Origin of the sequence: Streptomyces bathyalis (genome assembly GCF_015910445.1) — a bacterium.
In the GTDB taxonomy this organism is placed as follows: Bacteria; Actinomycetota; Actinomycetes; order Streptomycetales; family Streptomycetaceae; genus Streptomyces; species Streptomyces bathyalis.
Genome location: NZ_CP048882.1, coordinates 3,355,757 through 3,379,289 on the forward strand (window position 1 = coordinate 3,355,757; position 23,533 = coordinate 3,379,289).

24 protein-coding genes are annotated in these 23,533 nt (G+C 70.0%); 10 read left to right on the plus strand and 14 right to left on the minus strand.

Annotated elements, in window-relative coordinates:
- Nucleotides 1-5 precede the first annotated feature (5 nt).
- From G4Z16_RS14560 to G4Z16_RS14570, 3 genes are all read right to left on the minus strand, one after another.
- On the minus strand, nucleotides 6-533 hold the full coding sequence (locus tag G4Z16_RS14560) for a hypothetical protein (RefSeq protein ID WP_197351186.1): 528 nt from the start codon (nucleotides 531-533) through the stop codon (nucleotides 6-8).
- Between the two features lie 2,572 nt (nucleotides 534-3,105).
- Complete coding sequence (locus tag G4Z16_RS14565) at nucleotides 3,106-3,711, minus strand: GOLPH3/VPS74 family protein (RefSeq protein ID WP_197351187.1); 606 nt, start codon at nucleotides 3,709-3,711, stop codon at nucleotides 3,106-3,108.
- 272 nt (nucleotides 3,712-3,983) lie between these two features.
- Nucleotides 3,984-5,225 (minus strand): serine/threonine-protein kinase, encoded by a 1,242-nt coding sequence (locus tag G4Z16_RS14570; RefSeq protein ID WP_246530855.1) that lies wholly within the window; start codon nucleotides 5,223-5,225, stop codon nucleotides 3,984-3,986.
- A 303-nt stretch (nucleotides 5,226-5,528) separates the two neighbouring features.
- On the opposite strand from G4Z16_RS14570, the gene G4Z16_RS14575 reads away from it, so the two are divergent.
- Nucleotides 5,529-5,723, plus strand: a complete 195-nt coding sequence (locus tag G4Z16_RS14575) for a hypothetical protein (RefSeq protein WP_197351188.1) — start codon at nucleotides 5,529-5,531, stop codon at nucleotides 5,721-5,723.
- A 123-nt stretch (nucleotides 5,724-5,846) separates the two neighbouring features.
- Here G4Z16_RS14575 and G4Z16_RS14580 read toward each other — a convergent pair whose 3' ends face one another.
- Nucleotides 5,847-7,031 carry a 4-hydroxybenzoate 3-monooxygenase gene (locus G4Z16_RS14580; RefSeq protein WP_197351189.1) on the minus strand — a complete coding sequence of 395 codons (1,185 nt, stop codon included), beginning with the start codon at nucleotides 7,029-7,031 and terminating at the stop codon, nucleotides 5,847-5,849.
- A complete protein-coding gene (locus G4Z16_RS14585) occupies nucleotides 7,031-8,293 on the minus strand; it encodes an MFS transporter (protein WP_197351190.1) in 1,263 nt (420 codons plus the stop codon). The genes G4Z16_RS14580 and G4Z16_RS14585 overlap by 1 nt, the downstream gene beginning before the upstream one ends.
- Before the next feature lie 84 nt (nucleotides 8,294-8,377).
- Between G4Z16_RS14585 and G4Z16_RS14590 the strand changes: the two genes are divergently transcribed.
- A complete protein-coding gene (locus tag G4Z16_RS14590) occupies nucleotides 8,378-9,187 on the plus strand; it encodes an IclR family transcriptional regulator (RefSeq protein WP_197351191.1) in 810 nt (269 codons plus the stop codon).
- Nucleotides 9,188-9,231: 44 nt separating this feature from the next.
- Here G4Z16_RS14590 and G4Z16_RS14595 read toward each other — a convergent pair whose 3' ends face one another.
- Nucleotides 9,232-9,771, minus strand: coding sequence for a hypothetical protein (locus G4Z16_RS14595; protein WP_197351192.1), 540 nt, complete (start codon nucleotides 9,769-9,771; stop codon nucleotides 9,232-9,234).
- A gap of 384 nt (nucleotides 9,772-10,155) precedes the next feature.
- On the opposite strand from G4Z16_RS14595, the gene G4Z16_RS14600 reads away from it, so the two are divergent.
- The 5 genes from G4Z16_RS14600 (at nucleotide 10,156) to G4Z16_RS14620 (ending at nucleotide 12,575) form a co-directional block, all read left to right on the plus strand.
- Complete coding sequence (locus G4Z16_RS14600; RefSeq protein ID WP_197351193.1) at nucleotides 10,156-10,443, plus strand: hypothetical protein; 288 nt, start codon at nucleotides 10,156-10,158, stop codon at nucleotides 10,441-10,443.
- 240 nt (nucleotides 10,444-10,683) lie between these two features.
- The gene (locus G4Z16_RS14605; protein WP_197351194.1) at nucleotides 10,684-10,977 is read left to right on the plus strand and encodes a hypothetical protein; all 294 of its coding nucleotides are present in this window, start codon (nucleotides 10,684-10,686) and stop codon (nucleotides 10,975-10,977) included.
- A gap of 230 nt (nucleotides 10,978-11,207) precedes the next feature.
- On the plus strand, nucleotides 11,208-11,495 hold the full coding sequence (locus G4Z16_RS14610; RefSeq protein WP_197351195.1) for a hypothetical protein: 288 nt from the start codon (nucleotides 11,208-11,210) through the stop codon (nucleotides 11,493-11,495).
- A 229-nt stretch (nucleotides 11,496-11,724) separates the two neighbouring features.
- Nucleotides 11,725-12,033: a hypothetical protein gene (locus tag G4Z16_RS14615; protein WP_197351196.1), complete on the plus strand. Its 309-nt coding sequence runs from the start codon at nucleotides 11,725-11,727 to the stop codon at nucleotides 12,031-12,033.
- A 236-nt stretch (nucleotides 12,034-12,269) separates the two neighbouring features.
- Nucleotides 12,270-12,575 (plus strand): hypothetical protein, encoded by a 306-nt coding sequence (locus G4Z16_RS14620; protein ID WP_197351197.1) that lies wholly within the window; start codon nucleotides 12,270-12,272, stop codon nucleotides 12,573-12,575.
- A gap of 94 nt (nucleotides 12,576-12,669) precedes the next feature.
- Here the strand turns inward: G4Z16_RS14620 and fdhA are convergent, their stop codons facing one another.
- From fdhA to G4Z16_RS14645, 5 genes are all read right to left on the minus strand, one after another.
- On the minus strand, nucleotides 12,670-13,899 hold the full coding sequence (fdhA, locus tag G4Z16_RS14625) for a formaldehyde dehydrogenase, glutathione-independent (RefSeq protein WP_197351198.1): 1,230 nt from the start codon (nucleotides 13,897-13,899) through the stop codon (nucleotides 12,670-12,672).
- 147 nt (nucleotides 13,900-14,046) lie between these two features.
- Entirely contained in the window at nucleotides 14,047-14,832 is a 786-nt protein-coding gene (locus G4Z16_RS14630) for an Fpg/Nei family DNA glycosylase (RefSeq protein WP_197354590.1), read from the minus strand.
- Nucleotides 14,833-15,048: 216 nt separating this feature from the next.
- Complete coding sequence (locus tag G4Z16_RS14635) at nucleotides 15,049-16,446, minus strand: FAD-binding oxidoreductase (RefSeq protein WP_197351199.1); 1,398 nt, start codon at nucleotides 16,444-16,446, stop codon at nucleotides 15,049-15,051.
- A 472-nt stretch (nucleotides 16,447-16,918) separates the two neighbouring features.
- Entirely contained in the window at nucleotides 16,919-17,179 is a 261-nt protein-coding gene (locus G4Z16_RS14640; protein WP_246530856.1) for a hypothetical protein, read from the minus strand.
- The gene (locus tag G4Z16_RS14645) at nucleotides 17,176-17,430 is read right to left on the minus strand and encodes a hypothetical protein (protein WP_246530857.1); all 255 of its coding nucleotides are present in this window, start codon (nucleotides 17,428-17,430) and stop codon (nucleotides 17,176-17,178) included. The genes G4Z16_RS14640 and G4Z16_RS14645 overlap by 4 nt, the downstream gene beginning before the upstream one ends.
- 115 nt (nucleotides 17,431-17,545) lie before the next feature.
- On the opposite strand from G4Z16_RS14645, the gene G4Z16_RS14650 reads away from it, so the two are divergent.
- Both G4Z16_RS14650 and G4Z16_RS14655 read left to right on the plus strand, forming a co-directional pair.
- Nucleotides 17,546-18,379, plus strand: a complete 834-nt coding sequence (locus G4Z16_RS14650) for a helix-turn-helix domain-containing protein (protein ID WP_197351201.1) — start codon at nucleotides 17,546-17,548, stop codon at nucleotides 18,377-18,379.
- Nucleotides 18,376-18,591: a DUF397 domain-containing protein gene (locus G4Z16_RS14655; RefSeq protein WP_197351203.1), complete on the plus strand. Its 216-nt coding sequence runs from the start codon at nucleotides 18,376-18,378 to the stop codon at nucleotides 18,589-18,591. The genes G4Z16_RS14650 and G4Z16_RS14655 overlap by 4 nt, the downstream gene beginning before the upstream one ends.
- Here G4Z16_RS14655 and G4Z16_RS14660 read toward each other — a convergent pair.
- The 3 genes from G4Z16_RS14660 to glgC form a co-directional block, all read right to left on the minus strand.
- Entirely contained in the window at nucleotides 18,563-20,191 is a 1,629-nt protein-coding gene (locus G4Z16_RS14660) for a sodium:solute symporter family transporter (protein WP_197351205.1), read from the minus strand. The two genes, G4Z16_RS14655 and G4Z16_RS14660, sit on opposite strands and share 29 nt — an antisense overlap.
- Entirely contained in the window at nucleotides 20,188-20,628 is a 441-nt protein-coding gene (locus G4Z16_RS14665; protein ID WP_197351207.1) for a DUF485 domain-containing protein, read from the minus strand. Before G4Z16_RS14665 ends, G4Z16_RS14660 begins: the two co-directional genes overlap by 4 nt.
- Before the next feature lie 453 nt (nucleotides 20,629-21,081).
- Nucleotides 21,082-22,302: a glucose-1-phosphate adenylyltransferase gene (gene glgC / locus G4Z16_RS14670; RefSeq protein ID WP_197351209.1), complete on the minus strand. Its 1,221-nt coding sequence runs from the start codon at nucleotides 22,300-22,302 to the stop codon at nucleotides 21,082-21,084.
- 311 nt (nucleotides 22,303-22,613) lie between these two features.
- On the opposite strand from glgC, the gene G4Z16_RS14675 reads away from it, so the two are divergent.
- Complete coding sequence (locus G4Z16_RS14675; RefSeq protein ID WP_197351210.1) at nucleotides 22,614-23,528, plus strand: response regulator transcription factor; 915 nt, start codon at nucleotides 22,614-22,616, stop codon at nucleotides 23,526-23,528.
- Nucleotides 23,529-23,533 lie beyond the last annotated feature (5 nt).

The following is a 23,533-nucleotide window of genomic DNA, read 5'->3' on the forward strand; positions in this document are numbered from 1 at the left end:
CGCGGTCATGACCCTTCCCATCCGGGCAGGTTCGTTTTCGCCACACTGTCCTTGCTGACCAGGTTGGCCACCTCTTCCGTCGAAACGCGCTTCCACTCCGACTCGGTCCAGCCATGGATGCCCTGCACGGTTCCTACGGTCCGCTTTCGAACCTCGTACTGGTACTCGTAGTTCACCCGCGTGACGGGTTGACCCTCCGGCGTGAGAATGTGCTGGGATTCCACCGGCTCCATCCCGACCGCTCGAATCTGGTAGTCCTGGTTCACGGAGACGTCGATGGAACCGATCTTGCCCGGCGCTTTGATGCTGCCCCCGCGGTAAGTCGGCTCGTACGTGGCCGGTTCCTTGTAGGGGATGCTCATCGTCTCCCCCTTGATATTCGCGTGCCACGCGCTCAGCAGCCCGTTGTCCCAGCTGGCTTCCGGCAGGGTGGCAGTATCGGGTGGGGGAACGTGGCCCGGGATGTACACCTGGGCTGTGGACGGAGTGGAGAAGCTCCCATTCGGGCTCGGCGGAAGCTTGTAGGCATCCACCCCTGGCACCTCGTACGTCCGGACGAGGACGCCCGGCCCCGTCTGCCAATCCTGCTTGGGGAGGTTCCCGGGAGCCACCGGCGGCGGACCCGCAGGCGCCGGACCCGGACCCGCAGGAGCGGGACCCGGACCCGCGGGAGCCGGGGCCGGAGCGGCCGGGAGACCGTCAGCCGCGTGACGCTCGGGTTCCACAACTGGTCCCGGAGCGGGAGCAGGCGGAGCCCCGAGCAGGCCGCCGAGATCGGTCGGCGCGATAGTCCCCGGAGGGGGATCCGCAGGCGCCGGACCGGCAGGAGCCGGGGCCGGTGCCGGAGGCGCCGGACCGGCAGGAGCCGGGGCCGGTGCCGGAGGCGGACCAGGAGGAGCCGGGGCCCCGAGCAAGCCGCCGAGGTCACTCGGCGCGATAGTCCCCGGCGGGGCCGGAGCAGCCGGAGTATCACTGGCGCGTGCAGGCGGCGGACCGGCAGGAGCCGGAGCCGGAGGCGGACCAGCAGGCGCAGGAACAGGCGCCGGGAGACCGTCAGCCGCGTGACGCTCGGGTTCCACAACTGGCCCCGGAACCGGAGTTGGTGGAGGACCAGCAGGCGCCGGAGCAGCCGGAGCGTCACTGGCGCGCGCAGGCGGCGGACCGGCAGGAGCCGGGGCCGAAACCCCACCAGCTGGCGGAGGACCAGCGGGCACCGGAGCCTGTCCCGGTGTCGCAGCCTCGGCGGCCGGGGCAGGAGCCGGAGCCGGAGCAGGAGCCGGGAGACCGTCAGCTGCGTGACGCTCGGGTTCCGCAACTGGACCCGGCGCGGGAGCAGGCGGCGCAGCCGGAGCCTCAGCCGCCGGAGCAGGCGCCGGAGCCTCATTTGCGGGACCCGGAGCAGGCGGCGCAGCCGGGGCATCCGCGGCCGGAGCAGGCGCCGGAGCCTCATTCACGGGACCCGGAGCCGGAGCAGGCGGTGCAGCCGGAGCAGGAGCCGGACCCGGAGCAGGCGCCGAAGCCGGAACATCCGCAGCCGGAGCAGGGGCCGGACCCGGAGCAGCCGGTGCAGCCGGTGCATCAGCCGCCGGAGCAGGCGCCGAAGCCGGAGCATCCGCGGCCGGAGCAGGCGCCTGAGCCTCAGCCGGGGCCTCATTTGCCGGTCCCGAAGCTGGCGGCGGAGCCGGGGCATCCGCGGCCGGAGCAGGCGGTGCAGCGGGTGCATCGGCCGCCGGAGCAGGCGGTGCAGCGGGTGCATCAGCCGCCGGAGCAGGCGCCGAAGCCGGGGCATCCGCGGCCGGAGCAGGCGGCGGAGCCGGAGCAGGCGCCGGAGCGTCATTTGCGGGACCCGGAGCAGGCGGCGGAGCCGGAGCATCCGCGGCCGGAGCATTCGCCGGCGGCGCAGCCAGTGCGGAGAGAGCGTCGCCGAGTGACGGTGCCGGACCATCGCCGACCGGTGATTCCGGTTCGTCTGCAGGTTCCCGTTCCGGCGAGGAGAAGCGGCTGGTGCTGTGCTGGCTGGACAGTGTCCTTGTGCCGTCCCCGTTGTCCCGGGCGGTGATCTGGGTGTTGCTCGACCTCGGTGCGTCGTGTGAGGTCGATCCGCCTGTGCGGGTCTGTTGGGCGCTCGCGCCGCCGGCGTTCCCCGGGGTCGCCTTCGCGCTCGATCGGACGCTCCCCTGTGCACTCGTACTCGAATCCGGAGCGCTGGCACTTGAGTTGGGGCCGGTGTCGGCTGCGGATGCCGTCCCGGCCGCCAGGAAACTCGCAGCGAAGGCACCCGCTATGACGTACCCACTGCGCTTGGTGGCATACCTGGCCAAACTGAGTTGAAGTCTCCCTGATGGATGGCGGCGACGTCCCGTCATTCGCCTTCCTTTCGTTGACCGGCGCGCGTTCGGCGCCGTCTTGTGGGGGTTGTTTGGTTGTTGCGCGATGGAGCTTGATGAGCTGTGCATCGGCGCCGCCTACGCGAGCCGGCATGTCGTTCCATCCACGCACCAACTCACTGGCATGACGCGCCCCTTCGAGGCGCATTCGTTTCGAAGCGGATTCGTTTCGAAGCGCATACGTTCCGAAGCGGATTCGTGCGGGAAGCCGGGGTGTCGCCGGACTACGACTGCGACTGCCCGGACCGGCCCGCCGAGGCATCCGGCGAAGCCTGGCCTGGGCGCGACGACTGAGATCCGCGGCACCTGCCCATCGGCCCGGTCGTCTCACGCCTGATCTCCCCCGCTTCGGTCGACCGGTGGTCGGCCAGCACCCTCTTCATTTTGATGAAGGCGCATCAGTCATGAACATTGCAGGCAAGCTATGGACCCCGGCCTGCGAGGTCAAGACAGCGCCCGTAACTGCTACCCGGAGTTCATCCAGGGTTCTCGGCCCGAACTCACCGGGATGAACGAAGGCGGGCTCCCCGACGCTTCGGCGGCAGCTCAGGCCGGTGCTCCGCACCACCCGCCAACTCCCGTACGGCCATGGCGCGTTCGCGGCCTCCTCAGTAGCCTCGCCAGGCGTTCCCAGACGCCTCGCCAGGCGTTCCCAGACGCCTCGCCAGACGTTCCCAGAAGCCTCGCCAGACGTTCCCAGAAGCCTCGCCAGACGTTCTCAGTAGCCTCGCCAGACGTTGTCGAACGCGTCCTTCTCGATGGAGCGCTTCTGACGTTCCGCCGCCAGTTCCACCGACGCGTTGTCGACTGCTGCGAGCACCGTGTCCACCGCGTCGTCGCCCGCGCTCGGCGAGGCCTCCGCTCCTTCGCTGCGGATGCCGACGGCCGTCGCGAGTGCGGTGAGGACCGGCTCGTCCGCGGCCCAGCGGTCCGCCGCCCGACGGCGGTCGAGCGATTCGACGGCCACCAACTGACCCGTCCGGAAAGGCATCCACGGACGACGTTGCCGGACGAGTTGCCCTTCGGCCTCGAGGGCGGCCGAGTAGTCCGCGGCGAGGCCGCGTCCTCTGCGCCACAGCCAGTCGCCGACCGGCTCGTACGGCGCTTCCCGGTCGAGGGACGCCGTGGCCTGATCGAGCAGGCCATCCGTCATCATCGTCCGCTGGCCGGGCACGATCCGGTCGTCCTCCAGCGTGACGGCTCCGTCAGCCAGCAGGTCGATCAGTTCGGCTCCCGCCAGTGCCAGCGACAGCTCGCCCTGCTCCACCGGGCGGCTGGGCTCCACGTCGATGGCGGTGATCATCAAGTCCCGTGGTGTGGTCATGGCGGACTCCAGATCGCTGCGCCGGTCGCGCTCGGGCGCCCGGCTGGGTCCCCCCCTCAACCAGCCTAGGGAGACAGGAGGACGGCTGCACGTCAGCGCCGGTCCGGCCCACCCCTGCCGCCCCTCGCACTCCTGCCGCCCCTCGCACCCCTGCCGCCCCTCGCGCCCCTGACAGAGAGTTCCAACGGAAACGCTCGGTAACCGCCACCCGGGAGAGCCCGAACCCCACGTCGGGCGTCAGCAGAAGCGCAAAGTCGCCCGACCGACCCGGTTCACGGCTTCGGCTGCTCGGCCGGACCCTTCTTGCTCGGGCCTTCCGGCTGCTTGCGCTCGTCCTCCGCCGCCTTCCTGTCGGCCTCCTGCTCCCGCTTGAGCTGCTCGTCCGGAGGCTGCGGCCCGTCCTTGCGGTCCGCCCCTCCGGGTCCCGGCTTCTCGCGGGCCGGAGGCGTGTTCGCCGACCCCGTGTCCGGCGCGCGAGACCGGTCGGGCTCGGAGGTGGAGGGCTTCGGTGACGCGGGCGGGTCGGCCTCGTGGTTGTAACCGGAGCTCAGCAGGAAGCCGGCCAACCCCGCGATGGCGACAACGCCTGCCAGAACAACGGCAGCCAGAGCCGCCGAACGACGGGACAGGGCAGCCCCTCGCGTGACAGCCGCGGGGCGTGGCAGTCGTCGGGTCGCCTCTGCCTCCGCCTTCACGGCGGTGGGGCCGATGGACGCGGTGTCGCCGGTGAGGAAGTGAGCTGCCTTCGCCGCAGTGGGACGGGCGGCCGGGTCCTTGGCCAGCATCCGCAGGACGAAGTCCGCGAGGGCGGCGGGAATGTCGGGCCGCAGTTCGGCCGGCGGCCGGGGTGGCTGGTCCACATGCTGGTACACGACCGCCGCCGGGTCCCCGGTGAACGGCGGTCGCCCGCAGAGCATTTCGTAGAGGACGCAGCCCAACGCGTAGACGTCACTGGGGGGTTCGGCGGAGCCGCCCATGGCGCGCTCCGGCGCGAGGTAGACGCTCGTGCCCAGCATGGCGCCGGTGGCGGTCATCGAGGCGTCGGCCTCGACGGCGGCTCGCGCGATGCCGAAGTCGGCCACCTTCACCCGTCCGTCCGGAGTCAGCAGCAAGTTGCCGGGCTTGACGTCCCGGTGGACCACCCCGCGCGCGTGGGCGGCGGCCAGACCGACCGCCGCCTGTCCGGCAAGCCGGCACACCTCGTCGGCATCGAGGCCGTCACGTGTGGCGAGTTCGTCGCGCAGGCTGTGCCCCGGGACGAGTTCCATCACCAGGTAGCCGCGCTCGCCGTCCCCGTCGAAGTCGTACACGGCGACCACGTTGGGGTGGTTGAGCCGGGCAGCCGTCTGCGCCTCCTGCCGGAACCGCTCCGCCGCGTGATCGATCGCCACCTGTTCGAGGAGGAGCTTTACGGCGACCTCGCGTCCGAGCGTTGTGTCCTCGGCCCGCCACACCTCCCCCATGGCGCCGCGGCCGAGTTCTTCCACCAGCCGATAGCGCTCCGCCACCAGCACGACCTCACCTCCTTCAGCGCCGACGGCAACTCGCGGCCCCAGACGCAACGCGCAGGGGCAGCCGGTCGGCTGCGGTCCGCCCGACCGGTCACGCGGTCCGGGCGGAGGCGCGGGGCAGGGTCTTCGGCCCTCGACCACTCACGCGCAAAGCACAGGCCAGGAGGACGGTTGCCCTCCATCCCGGACGGCCGAGGACGCCCCGGCCGCTTTCCTCTCTGCGCCACGGGACGGAGAAACCGTCACACCAATCCTGTGAACCAGTTATGGAATTCTCGTAACTGCGACTCGGAAATCGCACGGCCGGTGGCCGACTGGCTCGCGGGCTGGTCGCAGGACATCTTCACCATGGAGAACGAGCACGTGCGCTTCGCGGTCAACTACGGCCTCCCCTACGGCCTCCCCGCTCTTGTTCACCTCTTCACCGGCCACGGAATCCCGCGAGAATCCGCCGAAGTGACCGCGGCGACTTCGAATTCCGCTCGGGCACGGCCCCGGTGAACTTCGTGAAAAGACACCTGCATCACATGCTCACCTCCGCATCGATGCGGCCCCTGCCGGCGCACGCTCACGCCAGTAGGGGCCGCATCGATCTCACGCCGCGACTGCTCGACCCGGCCGCGCTCAGTAGCCGATGGGGAGTCCGGCGTAGTTCTCCGCCAGACCCGCCGCGGCGCTCTCGGAGCGGACGACCCACTCCAGTTGCGACCGTTGCAGCTGAGCGTCGAACGGATCACCAGTGACGTGCAGCATGCTGGTCATCCACCACGAGAAGTGGGTACCCCGCCAGACCCGCCGCAGCGCCGTGTCCGTGTACTCGTCGGCCGGACGCGGGTCTCCGTCACGCAGCAGGGCCGCCAGCGCGCGAGAGAGCAGCGCCACGTCGGCCACCGCGAGGTTGAGTCCCTTGGCACCGGTCGGCGGGACGATGTGCGCCGCATCGCCCGCAAGGAAGAGCCGCCCGTACTGCATCGGCGTCGAGACGAAGCTGCGCATCGGCAGGACCGACTTGTCGGTGATCCGCCCCGGTTGCAGCTGCCACCCGTCCTGCCCGTGCCCGAGGCGACGGGCCAGCGCGTCCCAGATCCGGTCGTCGGACCATCCGGCGACGTCGTCGGACGGGTCGACCTGCAGATAGAACCGGCTGACGGAGTGCGAGCGCATCGAGTGCATCGCGAAGCCCTCGGGATGCCAGGCGTAGATGAGCTCGTCCGTCGACGGAGCGACGTCGGCCAGAACGCCGAGCCACGCGTACGGGTACTCCCGCCCGAACGAGCGGCGCGCACCCTCGGGGATGCTCCGGCGCGCAGGGCCGTGGAAGCCGTCGCAGCCGGCGACGACGTCGCAGTCGATGCGGTGGGGACGGCCCTCCACGTCGACGAAGGTGACGGACGGACTCTCACCGTCGATGTCGTGCAGGGCGACGTCGCCGACCTCGTAGTGGGACTGCTGACCCGCGGCGGAGCGCGCCTGCATCAGGTCACGCGTGACCTCCGTCTGCCCGTACACCCACACCGACCGGTTCGCGAGGGAGCGGAAGTCGATGTGGTGGCGCTCGTGCGGGAACTGGAGGTAGATCCCCCGGTGCTCCATGCCCTCGCGCTTGAGCCGGTCGCCCACGCCGGCCTCGACGAGCAGTTCGACGGTCGAGTGCTCCAGCATCCCGGCACGGATGCGGCCGCGGACGTAGTCAGGGCTGCGGTTCTCCAGCAGCACCGACTCGATGCCTTCCCGGTCCAGCAGGTGGGAGAGCAACAGTCCGGCGGGCCCTGCCCCGACGATCACCACCTGGGTCCGCGTCGTCTTCATCAGCTGCCCTCCCGCAGGTTCGCCGGAACGACGAGCAGGGCCAGTACGGCGAGAACCGCGGCGACGGAGAATGCGTAGAAGCCCCAGGGATGGGCGACGCCCGCGCTCACCAGCAGCCCGCCGAGGAACGGACCGACGATCGCGCCGAGCCGTCCCACCCCTGCGGCCAGTCCCAGGGCGGTGCCGCGCACCTCCGCGGCGAACAGGTGGCCGACGAAGGCGTACACGAGCACCTGCGCGCTGAAGACGAACACTCCGGCCAGGAAGACCGCGGCGTACACCACCGCCGTCGACTCCAACTTGACCGACAGCAACGCGAGGAATACGGCGGAGACGCCGAACCACAGCAGCACGGTGCGCTTGTTTCCACGCGCGTCCGAGACCCGCCCGGCGAGCAACAGGCCCGCGACGGCGCCGAGGTTGAGCGCGAGCAGCAGCCCGAGGGAGTCACCGACGGAGTACCCGGCCGCGCCCATGATCTGCGGAAGCCAGGTGTTGAGCCCGTACACGAGAAGCAGTCCCATGAACGAGGCGATCCAGATCCCGAGGCTGACGCGCAGCAGCCGGCCGCGCAGCAGGGCGGAGGGCCGCACCGGCTCCCCGGCCGCGGAGGCCACCTTGCCGCGGGCGTCGAGGAACGCCTGCGACTCGGGCAGCTTGGCCCACATCACCGGCAGTGTCAGCAGCCCGGCCAGCCCGCCGACGGCGAACATCGCCTCCCAGCCCAACTTCGGGATGACCACGATCGCCAGCACGGCGGTGAGCACCGCGCCCACGTGGTAGCCGGTCATCATCTGCGTGACGGCGGAGCCGCGGCGCCCGGGCCGCGCGTACTCGGTCATGTACGCCAGCGCCGTCGGCAGACAGGCGCCCAGGCCCAGTCCGCTGAGGAAGCGCAGCGCGACGAACGTGGCGATGTTCGGTGCCCAGGCGATCGCGAGCGTCAGTACGGAGAAGGCCGCTATGCAGGTCATCAGGCTGGCGCGGCGGCCGAACCGGTCGGTGAGCGGCCCGATCGCCACCGCACCGATGCCGACGCCGACCAGCCCGAGGGTGGCCGCCGTGGTGAGCGTCCCGGGGTCGAACCCGAGAGCGTGTGTCTTGGTGAGCGTGGGGATGACCGCTCCGAGCACGACCAGGTCGAACCCGTCGAGCGCGACCGCGAGCCAGCAGAGCAGAACCGGCCAGACGCCGCCCCGGGCCGAACGTTGCGCGTTCGCGCCGGCAGCGGGCGTCGAGAACCTCGGGGACGTTGACGACATGGTGTTTCTCCTTGTCGGGGTGACCGACATCGTGGTGCGTGGCACACTCCAGGCACAGGGCTGCCTTTCACTGAGCGGAAACACATGGCCGGAAACAACAGCCAGCCGGGCCGCACCGTGGCTTCGCGCATGCTGGCGATCCTCGACGCGTTCGACTTCGAGCATCCGCGGCTGACGCTCACCGACCTCGCCCACCGGGCGGACCTGAGCCTGCCGACCGCCCACCGCCTCGTCGGCGAACTGACCCGCTGGCGGGGCCTGGAACGGGAGGACGACGGGACGTACCGCGTGGGGCTCCGCCTCCTGGAGCTCGGGCTGCTGAGCGGTCTGCACACGCAGTTGCGCGATGTCGCCATGCCGTTCATGCAGGAGCTCTACGAGGCGACGCGCGAGAACGTCCATCTGGCCGTGCGCGACGGGGACAACGCGCTGTACGTGGAGAAGCTCACCGGCCACCGGTCGGTGCCGATCATCTCCCGCACCGGCGGACGGCTTCCGCTCCATACGACCGGCGTCGGCAAGGCGCTGCTCGCCTGGGCGTCACCCGCCGACATCGACGACCACCTCAGCCAGCCGCTGAGCCACCCGACGAGGTACTCGATCCGCGAGCCGGGCCGGCTGCGACGTGACCTGCAGCGCACACGACGGCGTGGATTCTCCACCACGCGCGAGGAGATGACTCTCGGGAGTTGTTCGGTCGCGAGCCCTGTCCTTGTGGACGACGAACCGGTGGCGGCCGTCGGTGTGGTGGTCCGCTCCAGCCATCTGGATCTCGACCGGCTGGCTCCACCCGTCATCGCCGCCGCACACGGTATCGGCACGAGACTCGCCGAGGCGGGCGACGACCCCTACCCGGGCTACGTCCACGACGTCACCTTGCGCTCGGTGCGCTGAGCGTCCGCAACGAGCCGTCGGGCGGGCCGACCCGGTTCCGCGCTCTACGAAGGACCCACCCGGCGGGTGCAGTTGAACGGCTCGTCGATCCAGTAGGTGTCGTGCTGCTCATCGTGGACGATCGGGTACTCGGTCGAGGGGTCACACAGCTTGTCGATCTGCCCCTCGTCCGCCGAACTGATCGTGAACCAGTACTTGTTGGTGTCGTACGCGACCCGCTGACACTTGTAGAAGAACCCCTTCACGCCCGGACCGAACACGTCGCTGCGGAAGTCGGGGGCCAGCTTCTTGTTGAGGTTGATGTTCTCGCAGTCGGCCCTCATGCCTTCGACATCGACGGTCTCGGCCGCCTCCGTCGTATAACCCCTGGCCGTGTGAGTGCCCCAGGCGGTCCACGCGTGCGCCGGCAGCGCGATCTGCTCGGCGACCTCGGCGAGGAACGGGCTGTCCGGAGCCACGACCTCGGTCCGTGTGGTGGCTCCGGCCTCCGCGACGCACCCGGTGGCACTGACGCCCAAGCCCAGCGCCGTCAGCAGAAGGGGCGCGATCCGGATACATCTGCGGGCAAGAGTCGGGCGGGTCACGTCGGTCTCCGATCGGGGGGCAGGCCCGGCGGCCCGGCTGCCTCCGGTGACCTGAGCGGACGTTAGCCGCTGAGGCGAGCGACCGGCGCGAACGGCAGGGCCGATCGGGATCCGTTCACACAGCTGCCCACGCCGAGCTCCGGTGTGCGACCCGCCTGCACGCGCCTCCCCAAGTGCCCCAAGCCGCAGTGACGTTCGGCCACCGTCCAGCCTCCAAGGAAGCCCCGGCCGCTGCGCGGAGCATGAAGTTTCTGACGTCCATTCAGATCAAACCGGCGTGTTCCAGTCACAAATTCCCAATCCCCTCATATGGTTCGTCACCGTATAGATGCGATCAACTACAGATCGCGCTCGAGCCACCACCGAAAAGGGAAAGACATGCGCATGCTTCGCGAAGCTGCTGTCGTGGCCGCCGTTGTCGGCAGCCTTGGCATGGTCGGTGCCGGCGTCGCCTCCGCCGGCGGATCGGAGATCCCGACCATCAACTGCACCCAGACGAACGGTGACACCGAAGGCGACGTCGACGCGCCCCTGCTCGCCGCGCTGACCCCGGGCGGCGGCAACGCCGACTCCCGCAACCTGCAGAACAACTGCGGCGTCGGCATCTTCGGCAACGAGCAGAGCTCCGGTGCCGCCGAAGGCGGAGACGCCAACGGCCTCGTCGGCGGCTGACACCGACCTCGTCGATTCACATTCAGGGACCGGGCCTGCGGGCTCGGTCCCTGAACCATGCCCCGCCCCGTCACAACGCAGGGCCGAAGAACCCGATCCGGCAGTCCGCCCATGCAGCAATTCAGAGCAAAACGGCGTGTTGTGGACGAAAAGACAGAAAACAGCAATACGTTGAACTCTGCTTCATGCGATCCCTACGGATCGCGCTCGAGCCACCACCGAAAAGGAAAAGACATGCGCATGCTTCGCGAAGCTGCAGTCGTGGCCGCCATGGTCGGCAGCGTCGGCATGGTCGGTGCCGGCGTCGCGTCCGCCGGCGAGGGGGAGCCCCCACAGCTCCCGACCATCAACTGCACCCAGACGAACGGTGACACCGAAGGCGACACCGACCTCCCGGCCCTCGCCGCCCTGACCGGCGGCGGCGGCAACGCCGACTCCCGCAACCTGCAGAACAACTGCGGCGTCGGCATCATCGGCAACGACCAGACCTCCGGTCCCGCCGAAGGCGGAGAGGCCAGCGGCCTCGTCGGCTGACACCGACCTCGCCGATTCACATTCAGGGACCGAGTCTTCGGACTCGGTCCCTGAATCATGTCCCGCCCGGTCGCAGCGGACACCGAGGATCGGCGACTCAAGCGGCGGATCAGAGCAAAACGGCGTGTTGAGGATGAAAACACCCAAAACAGAGCAATATGTTGGCCTCTGCTAATCGCGATCCCTATGGATCGCGCTCGAGCCACCACCGAAAAGGAAAAGACATGCGCATGCTTCGCGAAGCTGCAGTCGTGGCCGCCATGGTCGGCAGCGTCGGCATGGTCGGTGCCGGCGTCGCGTCCGCCGGCGAGTGGGAGCCCCCGCAGCTCCCGAACATCACCTGCAACCAGACGAACGGTGACACCGAAGGCGACGTCGACGCTCCGCTCCTCGCCGCGCTGACCGGCGGCGGCGGCAACGCCGACTCCCGCAACCTGCAGAACAACTGCGGCGTCGGCATCATCGGCAACGACCAGACCTCCGGCCCCGCCACCGGCGGAGACTCGTCCGCCGTCTAAGCGGACCGGTCTCATCGGTACACATTCAGGGACCGAGCCTCGGGCTCGGTCCCTGAACCATGTCCCCACCCGGTCACGGCAGACACCAAGGACCGAAGCCTCTGGCGCTGGATCAGAGCAAAACGGCGTGTTGCAGCTGAAAAGCCTGATTTCACGCAATACCGTATGTGACTGCCTACATGCGATCGGTTACTGATCGTGTCCAAGCCCTCATGAAAGTGGAGATCAAATGCGCAAGCTTCGCGAAGCTGCCGTACTGGCCGTCGTGGCCGGCGGCGTCAGCATGCTCGGTGCCGGTGTTGCGTCCGCCGGCGACTTCGGTGGCCCGCCCCCGCAGATCCCGAACATCACCTGCACCCAGTCGAACGGTGACACCGAAGGCGACACCGACCTCCCGGCCCTCGCCGCGCTGACCGGCGGTGGCGGCAACGCCGACTCCCGCAACCTGCAGAACAACTGCGGTGCCTTCATCATCGGCAACGACCAGACCTCCGGCGCCGCCACCGGCGGAGACGCCAACGGTCTCGTCGGCGGCTGACACCGACCTCGCCGAATCACATTCAGGGACCGAGCCTTCGGGCTCGGTCCCTGAACCATGTCCCACCCGGTCCCAACACAAGGCCGCAGAACCGACCTCGACGGTCGGCCCGGCCATGGGGCAGTGCAAAACCGCGTGTTGGACAACGGTATATCCCATTTCGGCGAATATGGTTTTCCACTGCCTGTATGCGATCAATTACCGATCGCGTAAGCCTTCATCGAAGTGGAGATGAAATGCCCAAGCTTCGCCAAGCTGCTCTTGTGGCGACCATGGTCGGTAGCGTCAGCATGCTCGGTGCCGGCGTCGCCGCAGCAGGCGGGGGAGAAGAGCCCCCGAAGGACGTGAAGATCACCTGCAACCAGTCGAACGGCGACACCGCTGGGTCCACGGACCTGGGCGGCCTCGTCACCGTCACCGGCCCCCTCATCACGCTGGCCGACTCCCGCAACATGCAGAACATCTGCGGCGTCGGCAACAACGACAACGACCAGACCTCCGGTGACGCCAACGGTGGAGCGGCGTCCGGGCTCCTCGAATAGGCACAAGAGGCGGCCTCGTCGGGCAGCTCAGGAACCGGTCCGCACCGGGTTCTTGAGCTGCCCGTCCGCATGTCCGGGCGAGGGTGACGGTCTGTCAGAGGGCCGTCGAGAAGCGGTCGAACGCGCCGTGCGGGTCGAGGACGTACTTGGTGCTGGCGCCCTTGTCGAACTCGGCGTAGCCGTGCGGTGCGTCCTCCAAGGGGAGCACCTGGGCGTTGACCGCCTTGGCGATCTGCGCGCGGCCGTTGAGGATCGCCATGGACAACTCACGGTTGTACTTCATCACCGGGCACTGGCCCGTGGTGAAGCTGTGCGCCTTCGCCCAGCCGAGGCCGAGTCGCAGCTTGAGCGATCCGGTCTGTGCGTCGGCGTCGACGCCGCGGGGGTCCTCGGTGACGTACAGCCCGGGAATTCCCAGGGCGCCACCGGCCCTTGCCACCTCCATCAGCGAGTTCAGCACCGTGGCGGGGGCCTCGTCGGAGTCCTTGCCATGGCCCTTCGCCTCGAAGCCCACGGCGTCGACGGCTGCGTCGACTTCCGGTTCGCCGAGCAGGTCCTCGATCTGGTCCTGCGGTGAGCCGCGCGTCAGGTCGACCGTCTCGCAGCCGAAGCTGCGGGCCTGGGCGAGACGCTTCTCGTTGAGGTCACCGACGATGACGACGGCGGCGCCGAGGAGTTGGGCCGAATGCGCCGCGGCGAGGCCGACCGGGCCCGCGCCGGCGATGTAGACGCTGCTGCCCGGGCCGACGCCCGCGCTGACGCAACCGTGGTAGCCGGTGGGGAAGATGTCGGCGAGCATCGCCAGGTCGAGGAGCTTGTCCAGGGCCTGCTCGCGGTCCGGGAACCGCAGCAGGTTGAAGTCCGCGTACGGCACCATCACGTATTCGGCCTGGCCGCCGACCCAGCCGCCCATGTCGACGTAGCCGTAGGCGGATCCGGGACGGGCCGGATTGACGTTGAGGCAGATGTGGGTCTTGCGCTCCTTGCAGTTGCGGCAGCGGCCGCACGCGATGTTGAACGGCACGGAGACGACGTCGCCCTCGTTGACGAACTCGACGTCCGGTCCCGTCTCGATCACCTCGCCGGTGATCTCGTGGCCCAGTACGAGGTCCGCGGGCGCGGTGGTGCGGCCGCGCACCATGTGCTGGTCGCTGCCGCAGATGTTGGTCGCAAGGACCTTGAGGATGGCGCCGTGCCGGCACTTGCGTCCGACGTTGCGCGGGTCCACTCCGGGGCCGTCGTGCAGCTCCAGATCGGGATAGGCGATGGTCTGCACTTCGACGACGCCGGGTTCGATGTAGGCGACGGCCTTGTTTCCACTCATGAACTGTCCCTCCGGCCATGCGTATGGGCACTGTTCGTCACTCTTGTGACAGTCTGCGGGAGTCTGGACGGGCCAGCCAGTCCGAGGGCCGCAACGTCCCATCACCTGCACCTATGTGCCTTTGCGGTGACGGTGCGTGGCGACTCGTCACCCGGGGCGCGGCTGACAGCGCGGGCACCAAACCGTGCTGCGGCCGGCGGTGCGGCCGCGGCTCAGGTCCGTGCCGCAGCGCGGGCACGTGCCGTGCGGCTCGTCGCGATGGCCCGTCAGCCAGGATTCGCGGGGCGGTACGCAGCCCGCGCGGACGGACGAGCGCAGGACGGTGCGCATGTCCCCGTGGAGGCGGGCGCGTTCGCCGTCGGTGAGGCTGTTCGCGCGGCGGGACGGGTGCAGGCGGGAGTGCCAGAGGATCTCGTCGGCCAGCAGGTTCCCGATCCCCGCGATCACCGACTGGTCGGTCAGCGCGGACTTGACGCCGCCCCGGCGGCGCCGGAGCAGCGCGTCGAACTCGTCGCGGCCCACGGCGGCGGCGTCCGGGCCCTGCGCGTCCAGGGTGCGGGCGAGTTCCTCTTCGTCCGCGAGCCAGAGGCCCTTGAGTTTGCGCTGGTCGCGGTAGCGGAGCTGGCGTTCGCGGCCGAGGGTGAAGGCGACGCGGTCGTGCGCGTGCCGCTCGTCCGTCGGGCGGCAGCACAGCAGTTGTCCGGTCATGCCGAAGTGGAGCATCAGCGTGGGGCCGCCGGTTCGGGCGAGGAGCCATTTGCCGTGACGACCGGGCTCGGTGAAGGTGCGGCCCTCCAGCTCGCGGCGCAGACGTTGCGCGCTCACGCCGTGCAGCACGCCCGTGTCGTAGACCTCGACATGGCGGATCCGCCGGTCGCGGGCGCATGAGTCCAGGAGCCTGCGGAAGCCTTCGACGTCGGGCAGTTCAGGCATGGCGTTCACCACCGCTCCCGGGAGCGCCTGGGACGGATCCGCCCCGGATCATGGGCGTAGTCGCTGGTCGCGGAGCCGGCACGGGTGAGCGCGGTGCTCCGGACCTCCCCCGTACAACGCCCGGAACACCGCTGCCCGTCGTAGAGAGTGCCGCTTCCGCGGGCGCCTGCGCACGCCTTTCGGACATGGCCGAAAGACGCCCTGAGCAGGCGGGCTTCAGGGAGTGAGGTAGTCCTGGAAGAGTCCGGAAGGGTCCCATCGATCCCTCACCTGCCTCAGTCGTTCCCAGTCGGCGGGCGCGTAGGAGCGCCGGGAACGTGACACCCCGGCGCCCAGGTCCGCCTCGCCGATGTAGTGGCTTCCGGTACCGCTCGGGTCGAGTTCGTCCATTCCCTCCCGCAGCCAGCGCGTGTTGGCCACGTCGGCCGCCGGGTCCTCCCAGATCGCGAAGCAGGCGAGATAGGACTCGCCCAGCGCGGAGAAGGCCATGTCCCGCAAGCCCTGCGGGTCGGGGGCGACGGGCTCCACGGGGATGAGGACCAGTGAGTGCTCGGACGGCGACCGGGCGATCAGCTCGGCGCCGCGCGCCAGTTGGGTCTCGTACGACTCCGTCGACCACAGGGTGTCGACCGTGTACCGCCGCTCGGCGGACCATGTCGAACCGTCGCCTTCGTACAGGTCCCTGAAGGCCACGGGGCTCGACGGACTCACTTCCAGGGCGCGATCGAGGAAGGGGCATGCGTCCAGCGGTACGAGCGCGTCCGCCGCCTGCTCCCGTGTCGCGGCGAAGGCGCTCGCCTGGATCTTGAGCCGGGGCCCGGGGGCGGCCGTGCCCACGGCGGGGCCGGCGGCCGTGAGTACGAGACTGGTCTCGACGTTCGACGGCATCTCCCGCGCCGTGCTCACCGCCCAGCTCCCCACGCGCTCGGCCTCGGTCAGCGGGAACGTGAACCGCGCCGTCATGATCGAGCCCGGGTGCGGAAGCAGCCGCAGCCTGAAGCGGGTGACGACGGCGAAGAAGCCGCACCCCGCTCCGCGTGCGGCCCAGAACAGGTCCGGGTTCTCACGCTGGCTGCAGGTGACGGTGCGGCCGTCGGCCGTCACCGCCTCGATCTCCTCGACGTACTGACAGGCCGGGCCCAGTTCACGACAGTTCCAGCCGAGGCCCCCGCTGAGCAGGTAGCCGCCCAGGGCGACAGTCGGGCAGTGGCCGGTGGGGAACGCCAGCCGGTAGCGGGCCAGTTGAGCGGCGAGCGTCCGGCCGATGACGCCGGGGCCCACCGTCGCCGTCGACGAGTCCGGGTCGATGTCGCACTGTTCGAGGCCGGAGAGGTCGAGAAGCAGGGCGCCGTCGCGGAGTTGGGCGCCGGACCAGTTGTGCCCACCGGAGCGCATAGAGACGCGCAGGCCCTGCTCGCGGGCGTAGGCGAGGACTTGGGGAATGTCCCGCTCGGAGGCCGGGCGCACGATCAGCTCCGGGAACCGGTCGGGCTTGAGCCCGTTCCAGACCGCCGACTCACGCGCGCGCTCGTACGCGCTCTCGCCGCGTCTGGTCAGCTCGCCCTCGATGTGTGGGCGGTTGCCCGTGGTCACCGTGTTTCGGTGGCTGCTCATGGTGTCCTCGCCTCGTCGGCGCCGGCAGCGATCAATTCCGCTCCGTACATACCTTGTTGGGAATGACCGCAGCGGCGAGATCCGCCGTGAATCGCGGGGTTGCGCGAGAACTCACTTCAGGTAGCGTAGGCAAATGTAATTTTAGGTGCAACTCGGGCAAAGCTCTACGAGAACCTCATACGCCGAGGGACTGCCCCCGACGTACGAGGCGTGGACCAGCAAGCCGGACCGGCGCCCTTGCTGAGGGTTCCGGCTCCCGTCCGGACCTCTGTCCGGCAGACTCTCCGGGCAGCGTCCCGGGGATTCGGCCCGGCGCTCCGGACACGGCGGCGGGCCGCCCCGTGGCCCTTCCGTGACACCGCGGGCCGGCCTGCCGCCGCCATGTGCGCCTCCGGCGCGTCGCACCGGAGAGGGCGCCGGGCGCGCAGGCGGTTCCTCGTCCTCCCGTGATCATCTCGGCTCGGCCGGCCGGTCACTCGCCCTCATCGCGCCTCCACGCGCCGTCCGACGGCTCCGCGCGGCTGACGGCGTTGACCGCGGCCAGCGTGGCGCGGAGCCGTTCGGCGGGCGTGGCTCTGCGTACACGGGCGGGGTCGGCTTCCCACTCGCGGCCGCCCCGAATGGGGCGGAGCCTCAGCCGTCCGTCCTGCCGTCCGTGGACCTTGCCGACGCTGCCCCGATCCTCGTCGACGACGACCATGCCTTCGATCGGCAGCGCGGGCTCCCGGCTCAAGCCTCACCCGCCCTGCGGAGAGCGGCGGTCAGTGCGGCGGCCGTCTCGAGGTTGCAACGCCCCAGCTCGATGAGTGGACGCGGGTCCAACGGGCGGCTGCACGAGAGCAGATCGATACTGAGGGACGGAAGGACGATGCCGAGGTCGGTGAGAGCTTCCTGAAGCTTCACGACCGCCTCGGTGGACGTCGTCATGGCCTCGACGGCTCGGTCGTCGAAGGAGTCCGGATACACGGAGTGCACTGCGATCACCTTTCCCTGGTTGCCCGTTCGTCACGCTTCACACTCATAGCGTCACCAAACGCGGCTACGCTGTGTAGGGGATCCGACCCAGCAAGCGATCTGCTCGACCCGGGGGAAACCGGCAATGACTCAGCCCAAAGAGCTCGACCCCTACACCTCGCCACGCGCCTTCTACGGCGCGGAACTTCGCCGTCTCCGTGAGAAGGCCGGGCTGTCGCAGGAGCAGTTGGGCGAGCGCGTCTTCTGTTCCGGCACGTACGTGGGGCAGTTCGAGTCGGCCGTGCGCCGCCCGCAGACGGACGTCTCCAAGCAGTTCGACGAAGTCCTCGGCAGCGGTGAGCACGTCCAGCGCCTGTGCAGGCTCGCCCGGCAGTCGAAGCACCCCGACTACTTCGCGGACGCGGCGGAGTTGGAGAAGCAGGCCATCACGATCAGCGAATACGCACCGATGCTCGTACCCGGGCTGCTGCAGACCGAGGCGTATGCGCGGGCGCTGACCCGGGCGGCGCAGACCTTCGCGCCCGACGACGAGATCGAAGGCCATGTGAGGGCTCGAATGGAACGGGCACGCCTCCTCGACCACCCAACAGCGCCGGAGTTGTGGGTCGTCATCCACGAAGCAGCTCTTCGAGTCCCTGTCGGTGGTCCAGCAGTGATGACCGAGCAGCTGGAGAGGCTTGTCGGCATGGGCCGGGGCCATCACCGCATCGTGGTCCAAGTGATGCCGTTCGCCGCCGGAGCGCCTGCCTTCCTCAACGGCACCGTGATCAACATGACCTTTGCGGACTCGCCCGCGGTGACGTACACGGAGAGTGCATACGCGGGTCAACTCATCGACGAGCCAGCGCTGGTGAGGCAATACAGCAAGGCATACGATCTGGTCAGGGCCGCCGCGCTGTCGCCAGAGGCGTCCCTGGCACGCATCGAGTCGGTGGCGGAGGACTACGCGAAACCATGAGCAGCGGACCGGAATTGGACATAGCCGCCTGGCGCAAGTCGTCCTACAGCAACGGTGACGGCGGCGCATGCCTCGAGGTCGCCGACGGGTTCGACGGGGTGATGCCCGTCCGCGACAGCAAGGTCCCGGACGGGCCCGCGCTCCTCTTCCCCGCCACGAGCTGGGGCGCCTTCGTCGCCGCCGTCAGGGGCGACGCGCTCCGGTCGCGCTGAGCAAGTCCTCGGAGCGGCCCGTCCGTTGGGGGTTCGCCGGAGCGGGCTCGATCCGTGACGCCGGGGTGAGCCGCGTGCCCGCCCATGCCAGCAGGAACGCGAGCGGGACGCTGAGGAGGCCCGGGGCGTAGAGCGGGAAGACGACCCAGTCCTCATCCGGGAAGACGGAGTCCGGGCTGCCGGAGACGGCCGGCGAGACCGCGAGCAGCGCCAGGGTGACGAGCGTGCCCCCGTACACGCACCAGCGAAGCCCGCGCAGGGTGAAGTCCCGCCAGAGCAGGGCGCATCCGAGCGCGGGGAGTACGACGGTGGCGGCCTCGGTGTACGTGAGGACGAGCCAGAACTGCGCGTCGGCGGTGCGTCCGAAGACGGCCAGCGCGATGCAGACCACGCCGACGATCACGAGTGCGATCCTCGCCCGCAGCGGACGGTGCGGGTTGACCTGGCCGGCGGGGGCGTGCCGGTGGCGGCCCATGTCGTGGACGATCGCGGCTGAGCCCGCGAGAAGCAGCACCGACGCGGACGCGAGGACGGTCAGGAACGCCGCGCAGGCGATGAACGTGAGCAACGTGCCCGGGCTGTCGGGGCTGTTGGGGTCGCTCCCGTCGAGTGCGGCAGCGAGCAGCAGCAGGTTGTTGCTGCCGCGGGGGCCCGCGTCCTCGAGTTGCTTCGCTCCGGCGAGCGCCTGCATGCCGTAGCCGATGACCGCGACCGCGACGGATATCAGGCAGATGGCGGCGACGGCCCAACTGCTCGCGCGGCGTGCGCTTTCGGCCGTGCGGCTCGTGGAGAGGCGCATCACCAGATGCGGCAGGAACGCCGTGCCGAGCAGCACGGTGACGGCGAGGCTGAGCGTGTCGAGGCGTCCCACGAAGTCGGTGCCGAACAGCCGCCCGGGGGCGAGGTAGGCCTCGCCCGCTCCGCTGCCCTGTGCGGCCTGCGCGAGCACCTCGCCGTAGTCCCAGTCGAAGCGGGCGAGCACCAGTGCGGCCAGCAGAGGTGCCACCAGCAGGAACCCGACGGTCTTGACGATCTGGAGCAGCGTGGAGCCTCGTACACCACCGATCGCCGCGCAGGAGAGGATGAGGATTCCGACGAGCGCGATACCGGCCATCTCGCCGTGCTCGCCCGGCAGTCCCATCAGCGAGGCGGTGATCTGCCCGATGGGGACGAGCTGCGCGATGAGCAGCGGTATGGACACGACGAGCGTCGCGATGCCGGCGGCGCGGCGGGCGGGACCCGCGGGCAGGCGGCGGGAGAGCACGTCGCCGAGTGACCAGCCGGGCCCGGTGGGTAGGCGTTCGGCCAGCCATATCTTCATCAGCACCGGCGAGAGCGCTGTGGCGGCGATGACGAGGATGCCGTCATAGCTGCCGACGGCGACGATCCCGCAGAGGTACAGGACGCCGGCCGCCGAGATGAAGTCGCCGGTGAAGGCGATCCCTTGGCGCAGGGGATTCGTACTTCCCTGCGGCGCGAAGAAGTCGTCCATGCCCTCGTGCAGGTCGGGGCTGGTCAGCATGGAGATGAAGAGGCAGCCCGCGAGAAAGACGAGGAAGACGGAGATCGCTATGGCACGTTCGTCGGCGAGTGAACTCACGTGGTCGCCCTCGCTGCGCCGCGCGCCCCGTTCGTCCGGCCGCCGAAGGCGCGGGAGGAGTCGAAGGCGTTGAACCCACCGCCTTCATCGTCCGGCGTCTCGCTGGTGCCCGCCGTCCAGGAGCGACGGGGTTGCTCGGCCTGTACGGCCGGTTCGCGCTTGGCGACCCGCTGCGCCAGCGGTTCGACGTGCCGCCGGGCGTGACGGTCGTGACGGAACACGGCGACGGCGATGAGCAACACCTGTGCGGCGGCGGCCAGTTCACCCACGCGGAGGCCGCCGAAGACGTGCAGGGGCAGCAGCCCGGGGATGAGGCAGGAGACGAGGGCGTACAGCAGAAAGACGCCGAGGACGAGGCCGAGACCCCTGTGGAGCTGGGTGCGCCGGGCGGCGGTCAGGGCCTCGCTGGAGGAGCCCGTCCGGTAGGCGGGCCGCATGGAGTCCCGTCGGAGAAACCCCGAACTCCCCTGAACCACAGGGTCGTTGCGGCGAGTCTGCGGCGCCCGGCGGTGGGTGTGTGAAGACATGCCGGGGCGACGGGCGAAAGTCAAAAGGTTCTCCAGCGGGTCATGGGGGCAGCCTGATGCACCGAGACACGGGAGGGCTGCGAAAAGCCGGCTGTTTACCGGGGGTTACAGCAGTTTAGGGCCACTGATAGTGATCACTGAAGGGCCGCGTGTGAAGGGAGTCGGTGAAGGTAACGTGCCCGGGCGCTCACACCGGCGGGCCCCTGTCGCGGGGCCAAGTCGGCGGCCCGGAGCGGGACTTGCGGGCCCCGGCTTCCGTCCGCCGAAGAACGCCCGACCGGACGGCCGCGGGCCTCCGGGCCTCCCCGTCCGTTCCGGCGCTGATGTCCGGTCAGGGAGGCGAGCCGAACGGGCCGCCGACGCTCACAGCCGCACCTGCTGCCCCTTGCCCAGCGCCACGATGCCGTCGGCCGACACCGTGCAGTACTCGGCGTCGTGTTCGGCGTTGACGCCTACGGTCCCTCCCTCGGGCACCACGACGTTCTTGTCGAGGATGGCCTGACGCACCACCGCGTTGCGGCCCACCCGCACGCCCGGAAGCAGCACGGCACCCTGCACCACGGCGCCCTCCTCGACGACGACACCGGGCGCCAGGACCGATCCGGTCACTTGACCAGCGATTATCGAGCCCGTGCTGACCATCGACTCGCTCGCGATGCCCCCGGCGATGAACTTCGCCGGGGGCAGCTGGGCCTGGTTCGTGAAGATGGGCCAGGACCGGTTGTAGAGGTTGAAGACGGGCTCGGTCGAGATCAGATCCATGTGCGCGTCGTAGTACGCGTCGAGGGTCCCGACGTCGCGCCAGTAGCCGTGGTCGCGTTCGCTCTCGCCCGGGACCTCGTTGTCGTCGAAGTCGTAGACCTGCGCCTGGCCCCGGTCGGTGAGCAGCGGGAGGATGCTGCCGCCCATGTCGTGGACGGAGTCCTCGTCCTCCGCGTCCCTCCGCAGGGCGTCGAGGAGAACGTCGGTGGAGAAGATGTAGTTGCCCATCGAGGCGAACACGTGGTCCGGGTCCCCGGCCAGTACGGGCGGGTCCTCGGGCTTCTCCAGGAATTCCTTGACGCGCTCGCTCCCCTGATCCGTGTTGATCACCCCGAACGAACTCGCCTGGTCCCGCGGCACCTTGATGCCCGCGACCGTCACACCCGCGCCGCCCGCGATGTGCTGGCGGAGCATCTGCCGCGGGTCCATGCGGTAGACGTGGTCGGCGCCGAAGACGACGACGTAGTCGGGCTGTTCGTCGTGGATGAGGTTGAGCGACTGGTAGATCGCGTCGGCGCTGCCCATGAACCAGCGCGGGCCGAGGCGCTGCTGCGCGGGGACGGGCGTCACGTAGTCGCCCTGCAGGCCCGTGAGCCGCCACGTGGTCGAAATGTGCCGGTCGAGCGAGTGCGACTTGTACTGGGTGAGGACCGCGATGCGGGTGATCCCGCCGTTGACGAGGTTCGACAGTACGAAGTCCACCAGCCGGTAGACGCCGCCGAAGGGCACCGCGGGCTTGGCGCGGTCCGCCGTGAGCGGCATCAGTCGCTTGCCCTCGCCGCCTGCCAGGACGATGCCCAGTACGCGCGGTCCTGCTGCCATCCCGAAACCTCCGCCGCCTGATCTTCCCGGCCGTGCCCGCGCCCGGCCGCCGGTCAACCTCGTCCCACCCCGCCCGGTGTTCGCCCGCTCACCGCACGCCGCGCGCTCCCGCCATCGCGCCCAGTCCGGTGGGCTCCCGGGGCGGTGGGTCCCTGTCCCGTAAACCCCTTGTACGCACGATTGCGGAGCGGCAAACGTCGATCAAGGGGAAGGGCGGGGTGAAGGGGGCTCGCGGGCCGGAAGGTGCGCACGCCAGACTGCACGGACAAGCGGCACACGGCAGGCGGGGCGGGAGGCGGAAGGGGAGGACCATGAGCGCGAACGGAGCTGCGGGGGCCTGGTCGGGCCGGGCAGCGGCGCCCGGAGCGGCCGGTGCGGCGGGAGCGCCCGGTGCGGCGGGAGCCGCCGGAGCCCCCGTCCCGGCGGGCGGCGACCGCGGACGGGTCCTGGTCGTCGACGACGACGCGGCGATCCGGCGCTCGCTGAGCCGCGGACTGCGGCTCAACGGGTTCGCCGTCGAACTGGCCGAGGGCGGCCGCCGCGCCCTGTCTCTCATGCGGGAGCGGCCCGCCGACGTCGTCGTGCTCGACATCTCGATGCCGGACGTGAACGGGATCCAGGTGTGCCAGTCGCTGCGCGACGGCGGCGACGACGTACCCGTGCTGATGCTCTCCGCGCTCGACGAGACCGCCGACCGCATAGCGGGGCTCCAGGCGGGCGGCGACGACTATCTGGTCAAGCCGTTCGCGCTCCAGGAGCTGGTGCTGCGCCTGGACGCGCTGCTGCGCAGGCGGGCACCGGCCCCGGGTGCGGGAGGCGCCGCGGCGGGCGGAGCGGGGGGCGGCGGGATCGCGGGTGCCGGTCCGGGACCCGGCCACGGGGCGGCGGACGCCTCCGGACCGGGTGCGATACCGGGAGCCGCCGAGGCCGTGCGCGTCGGCGGCCTCGTACTGAACCCGGCGACCCGCGAGGCGCACCGCGAGGGTGATCCGCTGCCGCTTACCCGCCGGGAGTTCGAACTCCTCCTCGTACTCGCCCGCAACGCCGGCATCGTCCTCACGAGGGACCAGCTGCTGGAACGCGTCTGGGGCTACGACTTCGAGGTGCGGACGGACGCCGTCGACACGTTCATCAGCTATCTGCGCCGCAAGACCGAGAGCGGCGGACGGCCGCGGCTGCTGCAGACCGTGCGGGGCGTCGGCTTCGTACTGCGCGAGGAGAAGTAAGGGGC